Source organism: Mucilaginibacter sp. (genome assembly GCF_041088075.1).
GTDB lineage: Bacteria > Bacteroidota > Bacteroidia > Sphingobacteriales > Sphingobacteriaceae > Mucilaginibacter_A.
The window spans coordinates 1-23,590 of record NZ_JBGCVY010000058.1 but is presented as its reverse complement, the minus strand read 5'-3'; the positions used below and the strand labels follow the sequence as shown (position 1 = coordinate 23,590).

Below are 23,590 nucleotides of genomic sequence, written 5' to 3'. Positions count from 1 at the left end.
AAAGAAGCATTAAAACTTTATCTTTTTTACAGCGATTGCCCGTACAGCCAAACCCGCAAAAGTGAAACCAACTGATCCACATCCACCGGTTTTGAAACATAATCTGATGCACCGGCTTCGATACAAGCTTCGCGGTCGGCAGGCATCACTTTGGCCGTAACCGCAATAATGGGCAGCGTGGCAAAATCCGGTTGCTGCCTGATGCGGCGTGTACTTTCGTAGCCGTCCATCTCCGGCATCATCATGTCCATCAGCACAATATCCACACGCTCTTTTTCCAACTGCTCCAACGCTTCGTGGCCGTTAGTTGCCGTCAGCACGTTCATTTGATATTTTTCCAGGGATTTTGTCAGCGAGAAGATGTTGCGCACATCATCGTCTGCAATCAAAATAGTTTTGTTTTTGAGCACTTCGGCCAATGCACCGGGATTTTTAGAAAGCGAAGGACTGGCAGTTGTCGGGGTTTGTTTTCCTTCCATCACATGCAAAAACACGGCAACCTCGTCTAAAACGCGCTGGTACGATTGTGCTGTTTTTACCACGATAGAATCCGCAAAGCGCAAAATGCGGCTTTCTTCGGCCAGCGAAAGGTGTTTCCCAGTGAAAACAATGATCGGGATGCGGTCCAATCCCGGCTGTTGGGTAATCATTTCCAACGAATCATAAATCACTTTTCCCGAAACGCCCATGTCCATAATCACGCAGTCCACTTCCCTTTTTTGCAGCGTTTCGATACTTTTGTTGATGCTGCCCGAAATTTCTGTGCTGATGTTGAACGTTTCCAAAAAATAAGAAAGCGCTTTGGCGTGCTGCTCGTTGTCTTCCACAATCAGCACTTTTTTCGGGCTGCGCAAAATCGCTTCTTCCAGCTTTTCAAACAGTTGTTTCATCTGCTCAATGGCCATTGGTTTGTTGATAAAATCAACCGCGCCTTTCAGCAAGCTTTCTTTTTTGACCGCCAACGACGACATAATATGCACCGGGATATGCCGCGTAGAAGGATCGTTTTTCAGCTCTTCCATCACTTCCCAGCCATCTTTTACCGGCAATTGGATATCCAGCAAAATGGCGTCGGGTTTGTATTGATGCACCATTTCCAAACCCAAATCCCCGCGCACGGCAACAATGCCTTTGTAGCCTTTTTCGCGCGTAAACTTTAACAAAGCGTTGGCAAAAACAGTATCGTCTTCGATAATCAAAATTACTTTGCTGTCATCGTTCAGGTTTTCGCGGTCGTCTTTAATTTCCGCCGGAATCAGCGTTGTCAAATGTTTTACACGGCCTATTGCCGGTGCCAATGCTTCTTTTATCAGTACTTTTTTGGGATTGGGTTCTGATTGATCAATCTCCGCTTCTTCAACCATTTCGGTTGCCGGTTTATCTTTCGGAACGGATAAAACAAACGTGCTTCCTTTTCCCTGTTCGCTGCTCAGTTTGATTTCGCCTTGCAGCAGTTCGGCCAGTTTTTTGCTGATGGACAAGCCCAAACCAGTGCCGCCGTAGTTTCTCCGGGTCGAGCCATCGGCCTGGCGGAAAGGTTCGAAAATCGTTTCCTGGTCTTTTTGGGCAATGCCGATGCCGCTGTCTTTTACTGTAAAACGGATAAAACCAGGGCGTTCATCTGCTTCAACCATCAAACCCACTTCGCCTTTTGCTGTGAATTTTAAGGCGTTTGAAACCAGGTTTTTCAGGATTTGCTCCAGTTTGGGCTTGTCGGTTTCGATCGTATTTGCAAGGCCGGGACTGGCAGCAACCGTGAAGTCCAGTTTCTTTTCGCGGGCAACCGGCATAAACAAAGCCTGCATTTCAGCAACAATCTCGGTAATGGTTACACGTTCGTATTCGGCTTCCATTTTGCCGGCCTCGATTTTGGACAAGTCGAGGATTTCGTCAATCAAATTCAATAAACCGTTGCCCGAATTCAAAATTACCTGTGCCGATTCGATTTGATCGGCCGTTAAATTCTCCTCGTTATTTTCAGTCAAATGCCTCGACAACAACAAAATAGAATTTAAAGGCGTGCGCAACTCATGCGACATATTGGCCATAAACTCCGATTTGTATTGCGTACTTAGTTCCAGTTCTTCGGCTTTTCGCTGTATTTCCTGGTTGCGCTCTAAGATCATGTGGTTGCGTTCTTCCAGCAAATGGCTGCGTTCTTCCAGCATCTGGTTTGATTGTTCCAGTTCTTCCTGCTGCACGCGCATTTCTTCATCGTTCTGTTGCAGCTTTTGCGTGTAGGCTTCCAGTTCGGCGTTCATGTTTTCAAGTTCGCGCTGCCGGGCACTTAGCTCTTCGGTTTGCTGTTGCGTTTGTTTAAGCAACTGCTGCAGTTCGTGGTAATTTTGCGCCGTATAAATGGAAAGCCCGATATTTCCCGCCACACGCTCTAAAAACCGGATACTTAAATCATCATAGTTTTGCAATGCAGCCAGCTCTATTACACCAATAACATCGCCCCCGTAAAAAACAGGCGTTGCAATCAAATGGACCGGCCTGATCTCGCCGTTGGCATAAGTTATCGCAATGCTGTTTTTATCAATGTTTTTTAGCTGAATTGTTTTTTTACTGATGGCTGCCTGCCCGCTGATTCCTTCGCCTACTTTAATTTCTTTTTTCCGGTCTTTGGCTGATAAGGCATAACTGCTTTTTAAATGCAGCCGGTTTTGCCCCACCGTGTAAATGGCGCCGATACTGCTTTTGGTATAATCCACCAAAAACTCCAGGACTTGTGCGGCCAGCGTTTCCAAGTCCTTTTGCCCTAACATTTTGTTGTTCAGGCCGTTGATGCCCTTTTGCAGCCATTCGTTTGCTTCCAGGTTTCCAAAAGCATAAGACAATGATTCGGCCATTTTATTAAGCGAATGAGAAACGCCGCCCAAATTGTCGTTCTCATGGTCGTCAACACGGGTTTGATAATCACCGTTAGAAATTTTATCCGCAATATTATGGACGAGGTTGAGCCTGATCCCCATCACTTTTTCCTTTTGCTCCAGATCCTGGCGCAGCGCAATGTTTTCTTCGTATTTTCTCCGCAAGCGATAATAATATAAAACAGAAATCCCGATCGTTAAAAGCGCGGCAAAAACAATAATTAAAGGTGTAAAAGCAGTAAGCAAACGTTGTGTGGCAGTAGATTTTGATAAAACCATTCTTTCCTGGTTTTCCATATGGCTTATCACCTGGCGCAAAGCGTCCATTTCGGCCTTGCCCTGTTTAAGCTGCCCTAAACTGATAGCTTTACCTGAACGTTTGGCATCAATCAACCGTTGCAGGCTGCTAAACCTTGCCGTAATTGTGTTTTCTAACTGATCAACATGCTGCTTCAAAAATCCGTCATCAGTGCTTAGCTGGCTTACTTCTTTTATCGCACCAAAAACTTTTTGCTCAGAACCAATATACGGCTGCAAAAAGATTTCATCGCCCGAAAGCAAAAAACCTCTTTGTCCGGTTTCGGCATCTTTCATGGTCGAAATAATGCTTTCTAATTTTGAGATAACCGTATTGTTGCGGTCAACTTTTTCGGCATTGTCCAAAAGGCTGCGGATGCTGATGAAAGATGCGATAGAACTTAGCACAACGAGCAGCAGCGACAGCCCGAAACCGATCTGTAAATCCCGCTTTATTTTACTTTTCATTAAAAGCCTGTTTAAATTTTGTTCAACTTATTTTACATGCTTCTTTTATCACATAAAAAATGTTAAGCATTAAATCTTTAATTTATTTAGGTTGATGCGAACACCAATTTTTATAGGGTAAAAGAAGCATGGGCATTTTTTCTTGTGTAAATTTAAACAGCCCTAAATCTTTTTGGGTTTATGGTTTAACTGCGTGATCTTTGCTATCGTACACCGGCAGCGTAAAATAGAACGAAGAACCCCTGCCCGGCTCGCTGTCCACACCGTAACGGCCATGGTGCCTTTTGATGATCTCGGCACAAATGTACAAGCCCATGCCCAAGCCCTGGAAACGGTTGGAAGATTCTTCTACCCGGTAAAACTTGGTAAAAAGCTGCTCCTGTTTGTCTTTCGGGATGCCGATGCCGGAATCGGTAACGTTGATCAAAACTTCATCAGACGACAACAAAGAAACGTCAAATAAAATTTCAGTTGAGTTGGGGGAATATTTAATTGCATTTGTTAAGTAGTTCAAAATCACTTGTTCAATACGGATCTGATCACCATATACTTTAACTCCCGCCTGCCCTGTTTTTATAATTTGGTGGCTGGTATAGGTTTGCCGGATGATATCAACCGAGTTCTCAATAATCGGGTCAATATCATAAACCCGGTTTTTAAACTCCAGTTTGCCGCTGGCGATTTTTGAAGTGTCCAGCAAATCATCAATCAAAATATTCAGCTTTTCCAACTGCTGGCGCGTGCGTTCCAGGTATTTTTTGGCATCGTCTTTCAGGTCGCGGTCAACCGAGCGTTCCACCATCTGCATGTAGCCTTTGATGGATGTCAAAGGCGTTTTCAGTTCGTGGCTGGCCATCGTGATAAACTCGTCTTTCGTTCTTTCGGCCTGCTTCCTAAACTCGATCTCTTCTACCAAAACCTGCTGCATGTTTTGCAAAGCCGTGGTTTGTTCGTACAGTTTGATAAAGGTTTTCACTTTCAGCACCAGCACGTCCGGGTCAAAAGGCTTCACCAAATAATCGCGCCCGCCGGAAGCATAACCTTTGCTGATAAATTGTTTGTTTACGTTTACTGCGGAAAGAAAAATGATCGGAATATCTTTGGTTTTGCTGTAGCCAGAAATGGATTCGGCCACTTCAAAACCGTCAAGCCCGGGCATTTGTACATCCAAAATAATCAAGTCGTAGTTATTTTTCAGTACTTTTTTTAACGCTTCTTCGCCGGAGAGTGCCGTATCCACTTCAAACTTGTGCTTTTCGAGGATGCGTTTTAGGGCAATTATATTTTCAGACTTATCGTCAACAATTAATATCATGTCAGCTTAATGAGAAACAAGGCTAAATTAAAACATATTTTCTTTTTAACGTAGAAAGTGCCTAAAGGATGTTGATTGTGGTGGCTTTATGATTTTAAAGCCTTTTGATTTTTATTGCAGGTTGTACGGATCAACAAGTTTCAACCGACTGATGTCTTTGAAATCAGTAATATTTCGGGAGATTAAAATCAGGTTATAGACCAAAGCTGTAGCAGCAATAATAGCATCAGGTGTTTTTATCTTATACTTTTGACGAAGTAAAATTGTCTGCTGCACAATATTGTTTTCTAAAGCATAAACTGAAGCCACGCTGATAAACCCCTGAATTTGCTCCCATTCTTCTAAAGGAATATTTTTATTGCTTAATAATTCGATTTGTGTAATTACAGAAATCTCCGGCTCAATAGTTTTCATAAAAACTTCGCCTTTTACAGGAAGCCTCCTGTTAAAAAAATCAATTACCGGGTTGGTATCAATTAAATATTTTTGTCCCATCCATTGCGGTTTTGCCCAACTTCGCGATGCAAAATTTCTGCGGTTTGATCAGAAATTATTCCCCAAAAATTAGCCATTGTTTTTTTACCTTCTTTTTGCGTTGGCGCTTCCAATTTTTGAATATCGCTTTCCCATTCGTTGTGGTTTTTTACTTCTTCATCCATATAGAAAACAACATGGACTTCTTTGCCCACATATTCTTCCGGCAAAGATATTGCCATGTCAAAATCTGTTTTTTGAGGTGTTACTTTAGTTTCGACCATAAAAATTTATAATTTGAAATTAAAGCTAATAAAAGTTAATTCAAAAACTACGATCGTCCGAAATAAAAACGCCTTAAAACAGATTGCTTAATTTGGAATTGTGCTTCAACCCAAACTTTTATCCAACAATTTTTATACGATAAAAGAAGCATCAGGCCAATGCTAGGAAAACCGATACAAACTTTTATGCCTTAAAAGCATCTTTTCAACACCAATTTTATACCGGTAAAAGAAGCATCGGCAAAATAAAAACCAGCATTTCAGCTACCGCAGCAACGGGTTCTTCTCTTTCGTAAAAACCTCGTAAACCTTTTTGTCCAGCCAGCCCGGAAGCAGTTTGTTCAGCAAAACCGTTAATTTTCCCTGCCCGGTCATTACCAAAACCCGTTCACGTTTTTGGATGCCGTCGGCAATAATTTTGGCCACTTCTTCGGCTGTCATCATTTTTTCTTCTTCCATGGAAGTTTCGCCGTGCGCGGTTCCGTCTTTCGATAAAGCCGTACTGCGAATGTTGGAAGCGGTAAAACCCGGACAAGCCGTCATCACATGCACACCGGTTTTTAAATTCTCCACGCGCAAACTATCCAAAAAACCGTTCATCGCAAATTTGGAAGCCGAGTAGCCCGTGCGGCCCGGCAGACCTTTAAAACCCGCAATCGAAGAAACGCCAACAACGCTGCCTTTGGATTTCAAAATTTCTTCCATTGCATATTTGGTGCAGTAAACCGTGCCCCAAAAGTTCACGTCCATCAGGTTTTTCAGCACCACCAAATCCAGGTCTTTAAACAAAGCCCGCATGGAAATTCCGGCGTTGTTGATCAGCACATCAATACCTTTAAAAGTTTGGACGGCTTGATGGATAAGCACTTTGCAATCTTCTTCTTTGCTCACATCGCATTGTACGGCTACTGCTTTTATGCCATATTTTTTTTCGAGGTTTTGGGCAATTTCACACAACGTAACAAATTGCCTTGCGCCTAAAATTAAGTTGGCTCCGCGTGCAGCCAATTCGTTTGCCAATGCTTCTCCAATGCCGGAAGATGCGCCGGTAATGATGACTGTTTTTCCTTTAAAAGACATTGTATTCTATTGCTGATTATATTGATTTTATGTTGATAAAAGAAGTATGCTTTTGTCATCCTGAACTTGTTTCAGGATCCCTCTTGCATGATGAAACCTTTCACGGGAGATGCCGAAACAAATTCTGCATGACATCAAAAAAACACCGATAAAAGAAGCATCGCCCTATTTCACAACCGATCCTTCATACAAAACCCTTGTCGCGATAGATCGGCCCAACGTGATCTCGTCCACATATTCCAGCTCGCCGCCAAAAGCAATGCCACGCGCAATGGTAGATATTTTCAACCCAAAATCCTTTAGTTTTTTGTGCAAGTAAAAGATCGTCGTGTCGCCTTCCATCGTGGCGCTAACCGCAAATATTACTTCTTTTACCTCTGTATTTTTGATGCGTTCCACCAAAGAATCAATCTGCAAATCGCTCGGACCAATGCCATCCATCGGCGAAATCAATCCACCCAAAACATGGTACAAACCGTTGTACTGACTGGTGTTTTCTATCGCCATCACATCGCGCGTATCTTCCACCACACAAATCAGTTGTTCGTTTCGCCGCGGAGAAGCACAGATTTCGCAAATAGCCTGATCAGAAATGTTATGGCAAACCTCGCAAAACCGGACTTCGTTGCGTAATTTACTAATCGAATTGCTAAAACGGTCAACCTCTTCTTTCTCTTCGTTCAACAAATGCAGCACCAAACGAAGCGCTGTTTTTTGTCCGATCCCGGGAAGTTTGGCAAATTCGGCCACTGCAGTTTCCAGCAGTTTGGAAGAAAAATTCATAGCGCAAAAATAGGAAAAAGTTGATAGTTCATGGGTGATAGTTGATAGTTCATGAGTAATGGTTCATAGTTTAGTTTATAGTTCATGGGTTAAGCAGATAACCAGAATATTATTACATTTATTTTTTTTGAAATAATTATTACCATTATGGCATTTCGTTTTGAAGAATTGAACATTTGGAAAAAGGCAATGGATTTGAATGAGGCTGTTTTTTTGTTTAGTAAAACCTTGCCAAAAGATGAACTCTTTGTGCTTTCTTCGCAAATGAAAAGAGCATCAGATTCTGTTGTTTTAAATATTGCAGAAGGATCAACCGGCCAGACAAAGGCTTCCTTCAAACTATTTCTAAATTATGCCTTGCGTTCTGCCATTGAAGTGGTGAGCTGTTTATTTATTGCAAAAAGAAGAAGTTACATCAATGAAATCCAGTTTAAAACACTTTACGATGAACACGAAGTTTTAGTCAAAATGATAACGAATATGAAAAAATCTTTAGATTAATTGTTATGCTTTTTCTATCAACAATGAACTATTAACTATTGACTTTCAACTATTAACCATCAACTTCTTACTATGAACCATCAACTATTAACCATCAACTAAACCCATGAGTCCCGCAATCCTGCTCGCTTTTATCATCGGTTATTTTTTGGTGCTGATTTTGATTTCCTGGCTCACTTCCAGAAATTCCTCCGATAACGATACCTTTTTTGTGGCCAACCGAAATTCCAAATGGTATCTGGTCGCTTTCGGGATGATTGGCACGGCGTTGAGCGGCGTTACATTTATTTCTGTTCCGGGGAGGGTTGGCTCTCCTTCCGGCGATCAGTTTGCTTATTTTCAGTTTGTTTTGGGCAATGCCGTTGGTTTTATTTTGATTGCCACCGTTTTGCTGCCGCTTTATTACCGGCTTAAACTCACTTCCATTTACAGTTATATCGAAACTGCTTTGGGCACCTGGAGCTACAAAACGGCTGCTGGCATTTTCCTGATTAGCCGTACCATCGGTTCTGCCTTTCGTTTGTATTTGGTGGTGATTGTGTTGCAGAAATTCATTTTCGACAATTACCATATTCCGTTTGCCGTAACGGTTTTGATTTGTTTGGTTTTGATTTGGAGCTACACGTTTAAAGGCGGGCTTAAAACCATCATCATTACCGATAGCTTGCAAACACTTTTTCTGGTAAGTTCAGTTTTTCTGTCCATCTTTTTCATCTGCCGAAGTTTGCATTTGAATGTGTTTGAAGCTGCAGAAACGATCAAAAACAGCAGTTATTCCAAGATATTTTTCTGGAACGATTTCCTGTCCAACAAACTCCACTTCACCAAACAGTTTTTGGGCGGCTTATTTATTACCATTGCCATGGTCGGCTTGGACCAGGATTTGATGCAGAAAAACCTAAGCTGCAAAAACATTGGCGAAGCGCAAAAAAACATGTTTAGCTTTACGGCTGTTTTCGTGCTGATCAATATTTTCTTCCTCAGCGTTGGCGCACTACTCTATATTTATGCCGCTAAAAACAGTATCAGCGTAGCTAAAACCGATTATTTATATCCAACCATCGCCTTAAATTACCTCGGCGTTTTGCCGGCCATTGTGTTTATGCTGGGCTTAACGGCCGCCACTTTTGCAACCACGGATTCGGCCTTAACTGCCTTAACCACATCGTTTTGCATTGATTTTCTAAACTTCAACAAAAAGGAAAACACCAACAGCGCCGCAATGGTAGGTTTGCGGCATTGGGTGCATATCGGTTTTTCGGTATTGCTGTTTTTAACCATTATTATTTTCAACAGCATTAACAATGAGGCCGTGGTAAGCGCCATTTTCAAAGTAGCCAGTTATACTTACGGGCCGCTTTTGGGTTTGTACAGTTTCGGCTTGTTCGTAAAAAACCGGCAAGTTCAGGATAAGTTGGTTCCGTTTATTTGTTTGGTCAGTCCGCTGGTTTGTTATTTTTTAAGCACTTCTTCTAAAAAACTCCTTGGTGGCTACGTTTTTGATAATGAACTGATTATTGTGAATGGGTTAATTACTTTTTTTGGGCTGTTATTGACTTCGCACCGTAAAAGTTTGCAAACCACCGTTTAATTTAATTTTTGTATTTTGAGTGAAATTATGACAAGCGACGAGAAAATAAGACACGCTTTTGAAAACCGCAACTGGCACGAGATCAAGGTTACCGATTCGTGGCAGATCTTTAAAATTATGGCCGAGTTTGTAGATGGCTTTGAAAAACTGGCCAAGATCGGCCCTTGTGTTTCCATTTTTGGCTCGGCCCGAACGCACCACGAAAACCCGTATTATTTATTGGCAGAAGAATGTGCGCGCTTACTGAGTGAGGCCGGTTACGGTGTAATTTCGGGCGGCGGGCCAGGCGTAATGGAAGCCGCTAACAAAGGCGCTTACGAAGCCGGGGGGAAATCCGTAGGGTTAAATATCGAACTGCCTTTTGAACAATTCCACAACAAATACATCGACCGGGACAAACTGCTGGAGTTTGATTACTTCTTCATCCGCAAAGTGATGTTTATGAAATATTCACAGGGCTTTATCATTTTGCCCGGCGGTTTTGGCACGATGGACGAATCTTTTGAAGCGATCACTTTAATCCAAACCGGTAAAATTGCCCGCTTTCCAATCGTTTTTGTTGGCGTTGATTATTGGAAAGGTTTGTTCGACTGGATCGAAGAAAAAATGCTTGGCCAAGAAAAAAATATCAGTCCGGATGATTTGAATTTATACCGATTGGTAGATACACCGGAAGAAGCTGTAGAACATATTTTCCGTTTCTATAACAAATACGTGCTTAAGCCGAATTTCTAATTCAACAGCAGTTTCCAATCAATAAACTTTCCGTTTTCATGGATATTTCTTCCCTTTCTTTTCCGCTTTTGGCAGGTATTTTTATCATTGCTGCAGTTGCAATTTGGTTTTCAGGGATCAAAATATCCGATACTACTGATGTTCTTTCGAAACATTTTGGGTTAGGGGAAGCTTTAGGCGGATTGATTATCCTGGCTATTGTAACGAATTTGCCGGAATTGGTGATTGTAATTACCGCTGCTTTAAAAAACAATCTTGGCCTGGCCATAGGCAATATCCTCGGTGGCATTGCCCTGCAAACCGTTGTGCTGGTTGTGCTGGATGTGTTTGGGCTGGGGAAAAAAGGCCCACTTACTTACCGCGCTATCTCGCTGGTGCTGGTACTGGAGGCCGTATTGGTTTTGGCCATACTGTCTTTGGTGGTCATGGGCCATCAATTGCCTACGGAAGTCATATTTTTTCATATTACACCGGTTGACTTGCTTATTTTTATCGTTTGGATTGCCGGTGTCAAGATAATCAGCAAGGCCAAAAACAACTTGCCCTGGGTTGTAAAAAAAGCAGACGCAGACGACCAGCAAGAAGCCTCGGACAAGGCAAGCCAGGATAAAGATCAACAAAAAAACCCTCCGGCAATTGGCAAAACCATCACCGTTTTTTTAATAAGTGCTGTTATTACTTTGATTGCCGGTGTGGCCCTGGAAATCAGCAGTGATGCCATGGCCAAACAAATTGGGATGCAGGGCCTACTTTTTGGTGCTACGGTTTTGGCTGCGGCAACTTCTTTGCCGGAAGTTGCAACTGGCTTAACTTCTGTTAAAATGAAGGATTACGACCTGGCCATTAGTGATATTTTTGGAGGAAATGCTTTTCTACCGGTACTTTTTCTGTTAGCAAGTTTAATTTCCGGAAAAGCAGTGTTGCCATTGGCACAAAAATCAGATATTTATTTAACCGGGTTGGGAATGCTGTTGACCACCATTTATATTTATGGTTTAATTTTTCGGCCTAAAAAACAAATCTTACGCATGGGGATTGATTCTCTGCTCGTTCTAATCGTTTATTTTTTGGGCATTGCCGGATTGGTTTTTATCAGTAAATAAAATTTGCCCTATAAAAGAAGCATGGCAATTAAAACTGCAATGCTTCTTTTATCACCTAAAAATCAGTGTCCTATTTCAGCATTGTTACTTTTTCGCCTTTTGCCGTTTCCGGGTTTGTTGCCATTTCAATCATCGCAGAAACTTCATCGCGGATACTTTCTGCATTTCCATCAAAACCTACTTTTTTAAAGCGGATGTTACCGTCCTTATCCAAAATAAATTTAGTTGGGATGCCTTCTACCCCAAACGTGCTGATGACTTTGGATTGCCGGTTATCGCTTCCTTTTTCGTCCATCAAAACCTGGAAAGTATAATGGTTATCGGCAATAAACTTTTTAACGCCTGGCAAGTAATCATCGCCGTTTTCCCAAGTATCAATAAATAAAAACTTTACGTTTGGGTTGTCTTTGTATTTGTTCACAGCCAGTTGCATCCCCGGAAAAGAAGCTTTGCAAGGGCCGCACCAGGTTGCCCAAAAATCTATTACCACAACTTTGCCTTTTAAATCGGCCAGCGAAACTGCTTTTCCGCTGGTATCTTTTAAGGTGAAAAGTGGCGCAGGTTTATTGATCATTTCTTTGGCCAAAGCAGTTCTTGCAGCAATTGCGGCAGCATTTTTTAACGAAGCAAAATAGAGATCGTAACCAGTATCAGAACCTTTTGCTTTTAAATACATGGCTTTTAAATCGGCATTCATACTTTCCGAACTTTTGCCGCTTTTGATAGCTGTTTCTATCACCTGTCTGGCTTTTTGTGTATCGCCGACAGCTTTTAAAATTGAAGCATAATTCTCGTTAATTTCTACACTAACCCCTTTTGACCTTTCGTAAACAGGCATTTCATAACTCAATGCTTCTTTAGGTTTGTTTTGCTTGAGCAGGATAAAAGCATAAGTATCAGCGTACATATCATACGCTGATTCATACCTTTCTTTCAGCATTTTTAGAGAGGCATAAGGCTGAGAGCCGGGATTGTTGACCTTCTCTTTTGTCAAGTCTAAAGATTGTTTTGAGATGTTTGCGGCTTCGTCCAGGTGTTCCCCTTTCTTTGCCCAGTCAAATGCGACATTGTTTAACCAGTAGGCTAAGTTTGATTTATCCTTTACCTGTTTTTCCCATCGGTAATAATCATCCATTTTGCCTTCCCGCAAATAAGTGCCTGCCAAGTGAAATCTTAGGAAGTCCTGAGTCGTTTTCTTTTCGGTTGTGCTCTCAGGGTATTTCTTGATAAATTCGTTATACAAAGCTTCCTTTTTTGTCAAGTCCTTTTCTTTACTAAATGTTCCTACCAACTCGTCTTTGACAAGTTCTCCATTAGGAAATTTGGATTTTATAACGGTCATTAAAGAGTCTGCCTGTGTCGGCTTCTTTGCATTTCTCATTAAGTTGACGGCTAGCAATAAATCTTTTTCGTCATTACTTTTGATTAAGGAACTAAGCTTTTGATTGAAAACAGGTTTAACTTCAGGATCTTTAATCGAAGCTAATAACGTATAATATTTAGCTTGAAATTCTTTTTCATTCTGAGGATAAACAGCAAACTCTTGTTTATACAGACTCAATGCTTCTTTTGGGTTCATTTTTATTTTAGCCAATGCAGGTCCTATAATGGTTGATAATACATATGCTTTTGAAGCATAAGCACCTGAGACCGGTTTTTTATCCTGATAAACCATGTACAAATAGCCTTTTTCGGCATTATCGTCTATCGTTTCGTCCTTACTTACTTTTACAAAAAAAGCTTTTGCCGAAGCAGGGACTGCAAAATCGCCTTTCAACAACTTTCCTACAGGTTTTAAGTTGAGATCTGTCGCCGGGTTATCTTTGTTATCGAGAAAATAGACGGCAGCGTTTAAATTCGTTTTCCCATCCAGCGGCGTACCGACAGGATTGTAAGTTACCGTTATCTTTTCCCCGGCTTTTGGATAAGCATCCGAAAGGTTTAAGTGTGCACCGGTTTGTGCAAACAGGTTTTGCATGGCCAGGATTCCTGAAAATGCAAGCATAAGTTTCAGTTTTTTCATAACAACTAATTTTTTAGGAAATATAAGCATTTTAGAATTTAAAAAAGAAAATAATGCTTCTTTTACCGATAAAAATTTATACCAGATGGCTCACCCCGCCCGAAACCACAAACTTCATCATCTCCGAAGCGCTTTTATTAATCGGTTTTACCCTTGTGGCCGGCAAAATCACCAATTGCCCGGTGAACGAATAGGAAAACGGAAAGTAAACGGCCACATCGTTTGGCAAGCCCAAAACGTTCAAATCTTTGTGCGTTACAAAACCAATGCGTTTTAAACCAAACTCGTCCATCGTTACCAAAACAGGTTCGTTAAACTTTTTTTCATCGCCCACAAAAGCTTCCGTCAAATCTTTTACCGAAGAATACACAAAGTTGAACAAAGGCAAACGGTGGAACAGGCGTGAAAACCAATTGTAGATCGGCTCGGTAATCAAATAAGTTACAACAACACCGGCAATCATAATCACCACAATTATGGTTAAAATGCCCAGGCCCGGAATGTAAATAGGTTTTCCGGTTTTTGGATCGGTAATAATTAAATCACTGAGGTTTAATGATTTATCAATAGAAGAAAAAATCCAAACGATTAAAAAGATAGCCGCGCCAATTGGCACAACCACCAAAACACCTTTGATAAAATAATTGATTAACGCTCGGAAAATACGGTTCATGTTGCTGTTTTTACTCGTAAAAATAAATTCGTTTTACCCGTTGGGAAATGTTGGTCAGAATTTCGTATGGAATAGTTCCGGCTTGTTCGGCCAGCGTTTCTATCCGAAGTTCTTCGTTAAAAACAACCACTTCGTCGTCTTCTTCCACCTCAATTTCGCTTACATCCAACATACACATATCCATCGAAACGTGGCCGATGGTTGGCGCCAGTTTTCCGTTGATGAGCATTTTGCCGTTTCCATTTCCAAAAACGCGCAAATAACCATCGGCATAACCAATGCGAACGGTTGCAATTTGGCCGTCTTTTTCCATTGCATCGTTTCTGCTGTAACCAACTGTTTCCCCGGCTTTTACTTTCTTTAACTGGGAAATACTGGTTTTTAAAGCAGCAACAGGTTGCAACAGATTACTTTGCAAATCATCCGAAGCATCAATTCCATACAAACCGATGCCCAAACGAACCATATCCAACTGCATTTCCGGGAAACGGGAAATGGCCGAAGTATTGGCGATGTGTTTGATAAAAGGATAACCCAACGCTGTTTCTATCTGCCGGCAAACTTGTTGAAAAGCAGCAAATTGTTGCTTTGTAAACACATCGTGTTTTGCAGAACCACTGGCCGCCAAATGTGAAAAAACGGATTTGACCTGTAATTGCGGATTGTCTTGAAGCACCTGGCACAACTGTTCCGCTTCGTAGGTTTCAAAACCCAAACGGTGCATTCCGGTATCAATTTTTAGATGGACGGGAGAAGAAACCACTGATTTTGGGCCGATAAAAGAAGCATATCGTTCCAGCAAATTAAAACTGTAAATCTCTGGTTCTAACTGATACTGAACCAATTCTTCAAAAGCCGTAACTTCAGGATTTAAAACCATGATTGGCAATGTAATTCCTGCATTTCGCAGCGCAACGCCTTCGTCAACATAAGCAACGGCCAAGTAATCCACTTTGTTAAACTGCAAAATTCCCGCAATTTCAAAACTTCCGCTGCCGTACGAAAATGCTTTTACCATCGCCATCAGTTTTACGCCTGGTTTTAAAATGGATTTGTAATGGTTGAGGTTATTTTGAAGCGCGTTGAGGTTGATTTCTAAAACTGTTTCGTGTGTTTTTTGAGATAAAATCCGGCTGATCCGTTCAAACTCAAAACTCCTGGAACCTTTTAACAAAATGGTTTCATCGCAAAATTGTAACGAAGGCAATTCTTTCAGCAACGATTCTGTATTCTGGAAAAAGTATTTTTCCTCGATTTGAAATGCCTGTTGATTTTCGGAAATCTCCTTCCCTACGCCAATTAACCGGTCAATTTTTTTCTGTTGGATTAAAGTAGAAACCTGTTTGTACAATTCATCGCTTTTTAAACCCGACTGGTAAATATCCGACAGAATTAACGTTTTCTTGGGATGCTGTTTTTGCCGCTCTAAAAAGTTCAAAGCAATCTCCAGCGAGTTAATATCCGAGTTATAAGAATCATCAATCACCGAACAATTGTGCGCGCCGTTTTTCAGTTCCAGCCGCATACTTACGGCATTCAGTGTTTCCATCCTTCGGCTTAAAACTTCGGGATTTGTGCCTAAAGCAAGCGCGGTTGCCCAGCAAAGCAAAGCGTTTTCTATGGAAGCTTCATCGGTAAAAGGAATGCTGCACACCAATTTTATGCCAGTAAAAACAGCATTGATTTTGGTTTTGCCGGAAAGGGTTTCCTGTTTTGAAACAAACAAATCGGCTTGTTTTGATTTTTTGCTGATGGTAAAAGTTTTCAGACCGTTCAATTCCTGCGTAATTTCTTCTGGCACCTGGTCTTGATTGTAAACCAGCAATTGCACGTTTTTAAACAGTTTTAATTTCTCTTTCAGCTTCTCGTTTCGGCTGGCAAAACCTTCATCGTGCGCCGCAGCAAAATGCGTTAAAATTCCAATCGTTGGTTTAATCATCACTTCCAACCGATCCATTTCTCCCGACAGAGAAATTCCGGCTTCGAAGATCCCCAATTCATTTTGCGCATCAATTTGCCAAAGCGAAAGCGGAACGCCGGTTTGCGAGTTGTAACTTTTCGGGCTTCGCACTACATTTTTATCCGGAGAAAGCAATTGGTACAGCCATTCTTTAACCACGGTTTTGCCGTTGCTGCCGGTTATCGCAATCACTTCCAAATCAAACTGATTGCGATGAAAAGCCGCTAATTGCTGTAAGGCGGGCAATACTTCTTTTACCACTATAAAATTGGCGTTGCTTAGTTCCTGAGGGATTTGATAATTTTCTTTCACCACAAAACTAAAAACGCCGGCAGCATACAATTCGGGAATGAACGAATGGCCGTCGCGCTTTCCATCCAACGCAAAAAACAAAGAGCTTGCGGGGTTATTGATGCGGCGGCTGTCGGTTAACAAATGTTCAATTTCAACATCTTGGCTGATGCTGTTTTTAGCACCTAAAATTTCACTTATTTTTTGAATGGAATATTGGCCGGGCATAGCGCGAAGTTGAAGATATTTCTGCCAATAGAAGAATTTTAACGATTTTTGGGTGGATGGATTTTGAAGAAAGCAAACCGAAAATTCTCGACCCGAAAACAGCTTTGCTGAAAGCCGAGAAATATTGTGTGTACCAGGAACGCGCCCAACAGGAAGTGCGCGACAAGCTGTACACTTTTGGTTTGCACCAGCGCGATGTGGAAAATATCGTTTCGGAACTCATCAGCCAAAATTTTTTGAATGAAGAACGCTTTGCCAATGCTTATGCTTTGGGCAAATTCAGACAAAAAGGCTGGGGCAAAATCAAAATCAAACAAGCTTTAAAACTGAAAAGGGTGCCGGACGGGTTGATCAAAAAAGCATTGCAGCAAATTGACCTGGACGATTATCTGTTGAAATTAAAAGGTATTTTGGAGAAAAAAGCCGGTTTGTCCAAAGAAAAAGATGCCTATAAAAGAAGCTATCAGTTAAAACAGTACGCGTATGGCAAAGGCTACGAAGGTGATTTGGTAGCTGAAGTTTTGAAAGCCAACGACTTATAAAAAAATTAAAAAAAAGCTGGCCAAAGGCTTGTGTTTTTTTTGAATCTGTATATATTTGCAACCACAATGCGAAAGTAGCTCAGTTGGTAGAGCGCAACCTTGCCAAGGTTGAGGTCGCGAGTTCGAACCTCGTCTTTCGCTCTAAATCCCTTCCCTTATCGGGCGGGGATTTAATTTTAAAAGGTTAACCGCCTGCCTGGGTGGTGGAATTGGTAGATACGTCCCGATTAAGGTTGGGATTTCCGTTGAAGGAGTGCGGGACTGAATACGCTCCGATTGAAATTAATCACCTGCTCGGGTGGTGGAACTGGTAGACACGCAGGACTTAAAATCCTGTTCCCGTTAAAGGAGTGCGGGTTCGATTCCCGCCCCGAGTACAAAGCCTGATACTTAAAGTGTCGGGCTTTGTTGTTTTACCCGTATGTTTTACACTTACATTTTACAATCTGAAAAAAGCGGACGTTATTACATTGGCCATGCCTCAAACTTGGAAGAAAGGTTAGGACGACACAATGGAGGCAAGGTAACCACAACAAAAAATAAAGGCCCTTGGAAAGTGGTGTTTTTTGAAACTTATGAAACTAAAGCAGCAGCAAATTCAAGGGAACTTTATATCAAATCAATGAAAAGCAGGATTTTTATCGAAAGGTTGATTGCGAAAATGTGAACTGGTGGACACGCCCCGATTTAGATCGGGGTTCCCGTTAAAGGAGTGCGGGTTCGATTCCCGCCCCGAGTACAAAAGCCTCTTTTATAGGAGGCTTTTTTATTGAAGTCAAAAATATTTAGGCGGTGAACTGGTAGGCACGTCCCGATTTAGGTCGGGATTCCTGTTAAAGGAGTGCGGGTTCGATTCCCGCCCCGAGTACTTGTAAGCGAAGTGGTTAGAAGATTAAACTCTTAGTCGCTTTTTTGTTGGATCCATATTATTTATAAATACTTTTTTCAGTATTGTTTTAACCTCAAAAGCTAAACCAATTAGGTTATATTCTACAAAGGAGAATACAATAATAAAGCCCAGCCCTCAATTTATTGAAAAGCCGGGCTTTATTTTAGCAGTTATCTTATGCTGATAAAATGCTTTTCGCAATTTGGGTATGCTTTTCATCGGCTTGCTTTGCCTCATCCAAACATGCCTGCATTTCCTGCTGTGCCTGGTTTAGGCCGGCTGCGGCAGCATAGCTTGCCTGTGTGCCAAACGCTGCTATCCAGTAATGCAATGACATTTGGCCGCTGGCGATGATACCCAAATCACGGGTATTGTCATCCGCTGCCTGCTGCCTGATTTTTTTGCTCACCTGATAATGGGCTTTCAATATTTCGTTGTCCTGGTCTGCGTTGCCACCTGCTTCCTCCAAACCGCGGTCTATCCGTTGGGCCCAAACTTTTGACTGTTCGTTGCCTTGCTGAAGTGCACTTTTTAACTGCTCGTTTTTTACATCGTTTTGTATTTCGCTTGTAGCTTCTGCTGCTACTTTACTTCCTGCTTTCATTGCCGCAAAGCCTTGTTTAATCAGCTCTTTCAAATTCTGCTTTTCCATGTTCTAATTTTTTTTGATGTCTTAATTTGGTTTGTTGTTAATAGTTTACTTTGTTTGTTATAAACTTTAAGTATTCAACATCCTACTTTTAGTTAAGTTTTATATCTTACAAATTAAATCTCTTGTTTAAATTTCTACAGTAAAAACCGGTGATGCTTCTTTTATGCCTATAAATTCTGTTTAGAAAAAACACATCAGGCCAATGATTTTTATGTGGTAAAAGAAGCATCGGAAATAAGTGAGCAGATTTTAAACAAGCCCTGAGTTTAGGTAATCAAACCTGCTGAAGTTTCAATCGGTTTTAAAAAGAAGTTGGAAACCTGTAACTTCGGAAGTGTTATGAAGCTTTGAAAAACAAATACAACGAGGGCTGCCCAAAAAAGAGCGGCCTTTTTCATTAACCGTCATCAACCTCAACCCAAACCATGTTCAGTAAAAAAGCCCTGTCTGCATTTTTAGCGTTACTGTTTATTGCCTCGGCCAATGCACAATTGTATAAAAATGCAAATGCACCGGTGCCAAAAAGGGTTGCAGATTTGCTGAAAAGGATGACGCTTGAAGAAAAAGTAGGCCAGATGACAATGTCTTCATTGGCAGAATCTGTAAACAGCCCAATTGCTTACGGCGTTTTAGAAAGCCCGTTTGTAAGCGTTAAAGAAGTGGCCAAACAAGCCATCAACGCAAAAAAATATGCGCGTGAAAAAACAAGATTAGGCATTCCCCCAATCCAAATCGGCGAATGTTTGCACGGACAATTAGCCGCAGGGGCAACTGTATTTCCGCAATCTATTGCCCAAGGCAGTACCTGGAACCCGGCTTTAATCGAACAAATGGGATCGGTTATCGCTTATGAAGCAACTTCTTCCGGTGTTGACCAAGCCTTGTCGCCGTTGTTTGACCTGATACGAGACGCGCGCTACGGCCGTGTGGAAGAGTGTTTTGCCGAAGACCCGTACCTCGTAGGCCAAATGGGATCGGCTTTTGTAAGAGGGATGCAAGGCAGTCCAGCACAAAGCCGCACTGGTATTGCCGCCAATAAAGTGATGTGCACCGCAAAACATTTTGCCGCTTACAGCAAACCTTTGGCCGGTATCAACCTGGCACCTGCCGAAATTGGCGAAAGGGAGTTGCGTTCGATGTTTTTGGCGCCTTTTAAAGAAGCTGTTCAAAAGGCAAATATTTATGCTGTTATGCCTTCTTATAATGAAATTGACGGAATCCCCGCCCACGGAAACCAGTTTTTGCTCAACCAGATTTTAAGAAAAGAATGGGGTTTTAAAGGCTACGTTTTTTCTGATTACGGCGGTTTGAGCCAATTGTACAATTTTCATAAAGTGGCAAAAACGGCAACTGATGCTGCTTTTATCGGCATAAATTCGGGTGTTGATTTGGAAGCTTCACGCCCGGATGTGTACTCGCATTTGATTGAACTGGTAAAGTCCGGCAAAGTAAAAGAAGCGCAGATAGACAGTTCGGTAGCCCGGATTTTGACGGCTAAATTTAAAGCTGGTTTGTTTGAAAAGCCTCTGCCGGATACAACCCAACTCCAAAAGCGCTTGCACACACCCGCACATGTTCAACTTTCACAGCAAATAGCAGAAGAATCTATTATTTTATTAAAGAACGATAAAAACCTGTTGCCTTTAAACATCAACCAAATTAAATCTTTGGCAGTGATTGGCCCGAATGCAGACCAGGTTCAGTATGGCGATTACAGTTTTACGCGCGACAACCGTTCTGGTGTTACCGTTTTAGACGGCATCAGGCAATTTGCAGGCAACCGCATTAAAATCAATTATGCAAAAGGATGCGAACTGACCGGTTTAAACCAAAGCGGGTTTGAACAGGCCGTAAAAACTGCGCAAAACAGCGATGCGGTTGTGGTGGTGCTTGGAACCAGCAGCGTGGTATTTTCGGGCGTGGGCTGGAATGGCCATGCGCCGGAAAACGAACCTAAAGACCCTTTTACCTGCGGCGAAGGTTATGACGTTACCGATATTAGCCCGCAAGGCGTACAGCGGGAATTGTTGCAGGCCATTTATAAAACCGGGAAACCTGTAATTTTAGTCCTGGTACACGGGCGTCCATGGAGCATTAGTTGGGAAAAGGAAAACGTTCCTGCTATTTTGGAAGCCTGGTATCCCGGAGAAAAAGGCGGTACGGCAATTGCCAATGTTTTATTTGGAAAGGTCAATCCTTCCGGCCGGTTGAATATGTCTGTTCCGCAATCAACCGGCCATATCCCGGTTTTTTATAATTATGTAAATTCGGCAAAAGGCATCAACCGCCGCCACGGAACAATTGAAAAACCAGGCTTGGATTATGTTTTTTCATCTACCGATCCGTTGTTTTCTTTCGGTTACGGGCTGAGTTATACCACATTTGAATACAACGGGCTGAAAGTTTCTAAAACTGAATTTGGAAAAAACGACCAGGTCAATATATCCGTTAACGTGAGAAATACCGGACCTGTTGAAGGTAAAGAAGTAGTTCAGTTATACTTAGGAAATAAAGTAAATTCGGTAAGCACGCCGGTGATGGCTTTAAAAGGGTTCAGCAAAATCACCTTAAAGCCCGGCGAAGTAAAAACGGTTAATTTCAGCATTAATCCATCTGATATAGCCATTTGGAATGCCAGTATGAAATTAGTAACCGAACCGGGAACTTTCGATGTAATGATTGCCCGCTATGCTGATCATATCCTGTTAAAAAAGCAATTGGAATACAAGGATTAGTTGGTATAATTGTGAGATTAGGGTTTACGGCGAAAAAAAATTACAGGTTGATAGGTACTTTTTTAAAGTTTGTTTTCTTTGTTTTTGATGCTTCTTTTACCACCTAAAAGTTGGTGAGTTGCAAACACAAATTTTTTAGTGCTAAAAGAAGCATGGTGGTTTTTTGAAGCTATTGGTAGTATTTTGTTCGACTGCTCAACAATAATAAATTTTTATCTCCTGACAGAACGAAAAAACTTGATACGAAGTATTAGGGTTTTTTTGTTCTATTGTTTAAGTAAAAATACAAGTGCTTAATGAAAACCATAAACCATAATAATCATTAACTTTATTCAATATGATCATAAAAATGCTTTTGTTGAATACAGATAGAAAATTTTAGAGTTAATTTGAAGCATGAGCCATCAGTTAAAAAATATACATATAAAAGGCTATAAATCAATTTTAGATCAAGCTGTACATCTTACAAGTATGAATGTACTAATTGGCCAGAATGGGGCAGGAAAAACTAATTTTATTTCTCTTTATAGATTTTTAAGAAATGTTATTGAAAGAAGAGTAAGAATTGCTTCTTTAAAAACAGGTGCAGAAAACTTACTTTATTATGGAAGTAAATCAACAAAAGAAATTATTATAGATTTAAACTTTGACCCAAACTTTTATGATATAAAGCTGCAACCTACAAACGACGATAGTTTGTTTATTGCGCTCGAACATTGTGGCTTTATGGGTTATGGCTATAGCACTCCCTATACAACTTCCATTACAATTGACGAAAAAGAAAGTAATTTATCAATAGAAGCAAAAAAAGACAAAATAGCCGATCATGTTTATGATGTTTTAAAAGAATGGAGAGTTTACCATTTTCACGATACAAGTGAATCAGCCGGGGTTAAGAAATACAGTTCGATTTCTGACAGTAAGTTTTTATTTGAAGATGCTTCTAACCTGGCACCTTTTCTATATATATTAAAAAAAACACAAGAAAAATATCATGAAAGAATCGTTAAAACGATCCAATTAGTCATTCCTTTTTTTAACGATTTTGTTTTAGAAGTAAATCCTTTAAATAAGGAAACAATTCGTTTAGAATGGGTTGATAATTATTCGGATAAAACCTTTACGGCTAATGAATTATCTGATGGATCGGTTAGGTTTATTTGTATGGCTACGCTGTTACTTCAAAAAGATTTACCAAAAGTTATTTTACTGGATGAACCTGAATTAGGGCTGCATCCTTCGGCTATAACAATTTTGGCCGGGCTTTTAAAGAAAGCTTCCAAAAGATCTCAAATTATTGTTTCCACACAATCGGTAAGTTTAGTAAATGAGTTTGATGCTGAAGATATTATCATCGTAGAAAAAAAAGAAGCCGAGACAGTATTTAGAAGATTAGAACCAGAAAAACTTGAACAATGGCTGGATGAATATTCTTTAGGCGAACTATGGGACAAAAACATAATTGGAGGAAAGCCTTGATACGATTAAACATAACTTCGGAAGGTTTTTCTGAAGAAAGATTTGTTACAGATATATTGCGCCCACACTTGCTTAATTTTAATGTGTATGTTGAAACAAGAAAAGTTTTAACCAACCGAAAGCTGAAAAAAAGAGGTGGAATTGTTGGATATGCTAAGTTTAAAAATGAACTTGTTTAAACTTATTCTTTTATGCTTTGCACCATGCTTCTTTTACCGCCTAAAAATTGGCATTGCCTGGTTTTTGATTTGTCCAGGCTGGTACAGACACCAATTTTTATAGGGTAAAAGAAGCATGGCCCAAAAAAGAGGGCCAGAAAAAAAGTTTAAACAACTTCAATGATATAATCCAATGGTTTCATGAATGTCCTGACGTTTATCATACTACCTTAATAGATTTATATGGTCTGAAAAATGATTTCCCTGGTTACATCGCTACAAAAACGCTTCAACCTTATAACAGGATTATTGAAATGGAGAATCAATTAAAAGATGATTTGAATTTTTACAAATTCATTCCATATATCCAGTTACATGAATATGAAGCCTTAATGTATTCTGATACAAAGAAAATGGAAGATTGGCTTGGTTTATATAACAAATTACCAAACCAAT

The 23,590-nt window shown here is 40.8% G+C and carries 19 protein-coding genes, 3 tRNA genes and 1 pseudogene; 13 read left to right on the top strand and 10 right to left on the bottom strand.

What is annotated here, in order from left to right; translation table 11 throughout:
- Positions 1 to 26: 26 nt before the first annotated feature.
- From V5804_RS13955 to recR, 6 genes are all read right to left on the bottom strand, one after another.
- Complete coding sequence (locus tag V5804_RS13955) at positions 27 to 3,638, bottom strand: response regulator (protein WP_369592009.1); 3,612 nt, start codon at positions 3,636 to 3,638, stop codon at positions 27 to 29.
- A 178-nt stretch (positions 3,639 to 3,816) separates the two neighbouring features.
- Positions 3,817 to 4,953, bottom strand: coding sequence for an ATP-binding protein (locus tag V5804_RS13950; RefSeq protein WP_369592008.1), 1,137 nt, complete (start codon positions 4,951 to 4,953; stop codon positions 3,817 to 3,819).
- Between the two features lie 111 nt (positions 4,954 to 5,064).
- Positions 5,065 to 5,448 (bottom strand): type II toxin-antitoxin system VapC family toxin, encoded by a 384-nt coding sequence (locus tag V5804_RS13945; RefSeq protein ID WP_369592007.1) that lies wholly within the window; start codon positions 5,446 to 5,448, stop codon positions 5,065 to 5,067.
- Positions 5,430 to 5,711 (bottom strand): hypothetical protein, encoded by a 282-nt coding sequence (locus tag V5804_RS13940; RefSeq protein WP_369592006.1) that lies wholly within the window; start codon positions 5,709 to 5,711, stop codon positions 5,430 to 5,432. Before V5804_RS13940 ends, V5804_RS13945 begins: the two co-directional genes overlap by 19 nt.
- A 264-nt stretch (positions 5,712 to 5,975) precedes the next feature.
- Complete coding sequence (locus V5804_RS13935) at positions 5,976 to 6,791, bottom strand: SDR family oxidoreductase (RefSeq protein WP_369592005.1); 816 nt, start codon at positions 6,789 to 6,791, stop codon at positions 5,976 to 5,978.
- Between the two features lie 165 nt (positions 6,792 to 6,956).
- Complete coding sequence (gene recR, locus V5804_RS13930) at positions 6,957 to 7,574, bottom strand: recombination mediator RecR (RefSeq protein ID WP_369592004.1); 618 nt, start codon at positions 7,572 to 7,574, stop codon at positions 6,957 to 6,959.
- Between the two features lie 147 nt (positions 7,575 to 7,721).
- Between recR and V5804_RS13925 the strand changes: the two genes are divergently transcribed.
- The 4 genes from V5804_RS13925 to V5804_RS13910 all read left to right on the top strand — a co-directional run bounded on the left by V5804_RS13925 (position 7,722) and on the right by V5804_RS13910 (position 11,504).
- Complete coding sequence (locus V5804_RS13925) at positions 7,722 to 8,075, top strand: four helix bundle protein (RefSeq protein ID WP_369592003.1); 354 nt, start codon at positions 7,722 to 7,724, stop codon at positions 8,073 to 8,075.
- Positions 8,076 to 8,181: 106 nt separating this feature from the next.
- Entirely contained in the window at positions 8,182 to 9,666 is a 1,485-nt protein-coding gene (locus V5804_RS13920) for a sodium:solute symporter (protein ID WP_369592002.1), read from the top strand.
- A gap of 27 nt (positions 9,667 to 9,693) precedes the next feature.
- A complete protein-coding gene (locus tag V5804_RS13915; protein ID WP_369592001.1) occupies positions 9,694 to 10,401 on the top strand; it encodes a TIGR00730 family Rossman fold protein in 708 nt (235 codons plus the stop codon).
- A 38-nt stretch (positions 10,402 to 10,439) separates the two neighbouring features.
- Positions 10,440 to 11,504: a sodium:calcium antiporter gene (locus V5804_RS13910; RefSeq protein ID WP_369592000.1), complete on the top strand. Its 1,065-nt coding sequence runs from the start codon at positions 10,440 to 10,442 to the stop codon at positions 11,502 to 11,504.
- Between the two features lie 70 nt (positions 11,505 to 11,574).
- Here the strand turns inward: V5804_RS13910 and V5804_RS13905 are convergent, their stop codons facing one another.
- The 3 genes from V5804_RS13905 to V5804_RS13895 all read right to left on the bottom strand — a co-directional run bounded on the left by V5804_RS13905 (position 11,575) and on the right by V5804_RS13895 (position 16,679).
- Positions 11,575 to 13,509 (bottom strand): redoxin domain-containing protein, encoded by a 1,935-nt coding sequence (locus tag V5804_RS13905; protein ID WP_369591999.1) that lies wholly within the window; start codon positions 13,507 to 13,509, stop codon positions 11,575 to 11,577.
- Between the two features lie 94 nt (positions 13,510 to 13,603).
- Positions 13,604 to 14,200 (bottom strand): DUF502 domain-containing protein, encoded by a 597-nt coding sequence (locus V5804_RS13900; protein WP_369591998.1) that lies wholly within the window; start codon positions 14,198 to 14,200, stop codon positions 13,604 to 13,606.
- Positions 14,201 to 14,210: 10 nt separating this feature from the next.
- Complete coding sequence (locus tag V5804_RS13895) at positions 14,211 to 16,679, bottom strand: bifunctional UDP-N-acetylmuramoyl-tripeptide:D-alanyl-D-alanine ligase/alanine racemase (RefSeq protein WP_369591997.1); 2,469 nt, start codon at positions 16,677 to 16,679, stop codon at positions 14,211 to 14,213.
- A gap of 56 nt (positions 16,680 to 16,735) precedes the next feature.
- On the opposite strand from V5804_RS13895, the gene V5804_RS13890 reads away from it, so the two are divergent.
- The 5 genes from V5804_RS13890 to V5804_RS13870 all read left to right on the top strand — a co-directional run bounded on the left by V5804_RS13890 (position 16,736) and on the right by V5804_RS13870 (position 17,957).
- On the top strand, positions 16,736 to 17,221 hold the full coding sequence (locus V5804_RS13890; protein WP_369591996.1) for a regulatory protein RecX: 486 nt from the start codon (positions 16,736 to 16,738) through the stop codon (positions 17,219 to 17,221).
- 68 nt (positions 17,222 to 17,289) lie between these two features.
- Positions 17,290 to 17,362: transfer RNA gene (locus tag V5804_RS13885), tRNA-Gly, on the top strand.
- 151 nt (positions 17,363 to 17,513) lie between these two features.
- A tRNA-Leu gene (locus V5804_RS13880) sits at positions 17,514 to 17,598 on the top strand.
- A gap of 44 nt (positions 17,599 to 17,642) precedes the next feature.
- Positions 17,643 to 17,888: a GIY-YIG nuclease family protein gene (locus V5804_RS13875; RefSeq protein WP_369591995.1), complete on the top strand. Its 246-nt coding sequence runs from the start codon at positions 17,643 to 17,645 to the stop codon at positions 17,886 to 17,888.
- A tRNA-OTHER gene (locus tag V5804_RS13870) sits at positions 17,884 to 17,957 on the top strand. Before V5804_RS13875 ends, V5804_RS13870 begins: the two co-directional genes overlap by 5 nt.
- Positions 17,958 to 18,285: 328 nt before the next feature.
- Here V5804_RS13870 and V5804_RS13865 read toward each other — a convergent pair.
- The gene (locus V5804_RS13865) at positions 18,286 to 18,762 is read right to left on the bottom strand and encodes a DUF892 family protein (RefSeq protein WP_369591994.1); all 477 of its coding nucleotides are present in this window, start codon (positions 18,760 to 18,762) and stop codon (positions 18,286 to 18,288) included.
- Between the two features lie 425 nt (positions 18,763 to 19,187).
- Between V5804_RS13865 and V5804_RS13860 the strand changes: the two genes are divergently transcribed.
- The 4 genes and pseudogenes from V5804_RS13860 to V5804_RS13845 form a co-directional block, all read left to right on the top strand.
- On the top strand, positions 19,188 to 21,497 hold the full coding sequence (locus V5804_RS13860; RefSeq protein ID WP_369591993.1) for a glycoside hydrolase family 3 N-terminal domain-containing protein: 2,310 nt from the start codon (positions 19,188 to 19,190) through the stop codon (positions 21,495 to 21,497).
- 396 nt (positions 21,498 to 21,893) lie between these two features.
- On the top strand, positions 21,894 to 22,976 hold the full coding sequence (locus tag V5804_RS13855) for an AAA family ATPase (protein ID WP_369591992.1): 1,083 nt from the start codon (positions 21,894 to 21,896) through the stop codon (positions 22,974 to 22,976).
- Positions 22,943 to 23,155, top strand: coding sequence for a hypothetical protein (locus V5804_RS13850; RefSeq protein ID WP_369591991.1), 213 nt, complete (start codon positions 22,943 to 22,945; stop codon positions 23,153 to 23,155). Before V5804_RS13855 ends, V5804_RS13850 begins: the two co-directional genes overlap by 34 nt.
- Before the next feature lie 155 nt (positions 23,156 to 23,310).
- Positions 23,311 to 23,590: pseudogene (locus tag V5804_RS13845) on the top strand (DUF4276 family protein); the annotation flags it as partial.